The sequence below is a fragment of the Burkholderia sp. Ac-20392 genome (genome assembly GCF_017104585.1).
Taxonomy (GTDB): domain Bacteria; phylum Pseudomonadota; class Gammaproteobacteria; order Burkholderiales; family Burkholderiaceae; genus Burkholderia; species Burkholderia lata.
Map to the genome: position 1 here is coordinate 1 of NZ_JAAGPB010000982.1, position 1,328 is coordinate 1,328.

Below are 1,328 nucleotides of genomic sequence, written 5' to 3' on the forward strand. Positions count from 1 at the left end.
TCCGGGCCGGCGGCGCCAACGGGATTGGCGGCCCCTCCAGCCCGGGTGCCGGGGTGGCAGCCTCCGCTTGAAGCGCTGCGCGAGCCGCCTGGTCGAACGGCGGCGGGCCGGCCTCCGTCGATACGGTGTGATCGGCACCGTCCACCGAGCCTTGTGGCAACGGCAGGCCCGGCACCGGCATATCCGTCGATACGGCAGGCCAGACGGCCGGTAGCGGCGGCAATGACGCGCTTGCACTGACTGCGGTCAATCCGGCCCAAACGGCGAGCACCCGACATCCGTGCTTCATCTTGGCCGCCTCCCGTCGTTCAGGGTGACTCGGTACGCGCCGTCCGCCGTCGCAAGCGTCACGGTGACGGGATCGACTCGCACGACCCGCGCGGCTCCAAGCGCTTCGCCGGGCACCAAGGCCGTGAACGCGCCGTCACCGTCGTCAAACAGCGCAAGACCGGCGCGCCCGTCGCGAATCGTGCCGGCCAGGCGGGCAGCCGCCCCCTCCGCTTCCGACGAACCGGCCTCGCCGAACGGATCGGCGCCAGACGCGTCGGCCAGAACCGACGCCTCCCCGCCCGTGGACGTCGGCGCCGGCAACTCCGGAAACACGTCGACAGCCATTTCCACCCGCGCGGCCTCCCTTCCCCGTTCGACACGCAGCGCGGACGGCACCGCCAGCACCGGGAAACGCGCCAGCCCGCCGACCATCTGCAGCAGCGCGCGAAAGCCGCCGTGCGCGACGATGCGCACCGTGCGCCGGCCGTCCGGTACCGCGCCATCGGCGCGCAACGGTTCGATCGATACGTCGAGCAACCCGCTCGACGCGGCGCGATCCGCCAGCTCCAGCATCAACGCAGCCCATTCCGGCGCACGCGGCGAGCGATCGCCGTATGCCGCCACCGGATTCCGGTCACGTTGCCGGGCAGCGTCCGTCAGAACACGCTGCGCGTCGGCCTCACGCATCTGCGCCGCCGCCAGCAACGCGCGGCTGTGCGCAAGCCCGCTCCAGTCGGCGGCATTTACCAGATGAATGCCGCCCGCCAGCACGGCCGCGAACGCGAGCGCGCAGCCTGCGATGTGTGCAGCCGCCGGCGACACGCGCCGCATGCCGCCCCACCATGCGTCGCCGCGCAGTGCGGATCGATACACGAGCGCCGCCGTCACGCGCCACCTCCCGACGCATTCCGAGACACCATCGCGTCGCGCCAGCGCAGCTGGACCGAGAACCGGAACGGCATCCCGCCTGTAACGACCGGCGCATCCGAAGCAGGCTTCAACGTATCGATATCGATCCGCCAGCCACGCTGCTCGCGCGCAATGCCAGCCCAAATGCC

Annotated in this window: 1 protein-coding gene and 1 pseudogene; both read right to left on the bottom strand. The window is 71.6% G+C overall.

The features are described from left to right. Positions 1 to 289: pseudogene (locus tag G3N99_RS42655) on the bottom strand (type IV pilus secretin PilQ); the annotation flags it as partial. Further along, entirely contained in the window at positions 286 to 1,101 is an 816-nt protein-coding gene (locus G3N99_RS40255) for a pilus assembly protein (RefSeq protein WP_206125196.1), read from the bottom strand. The pseudogene G3N99_RS42655 and the gene G3N99_RS40255, both read right to left, overlap by 4 nt. Positions 1,102 to 1,328: the final 227 nt, after the last annotated feature.

Bases quoted from the DNA above. Each gene is read 5' to 3' on its own strand.
- G3N99_RS40255 (WP_206125196.1), bottom strand. From the start codon at position 1,101: ATGCGGCGCGTGTCGCCGGCGGCTGCACACATCGCAGGCTGCGCGCTC.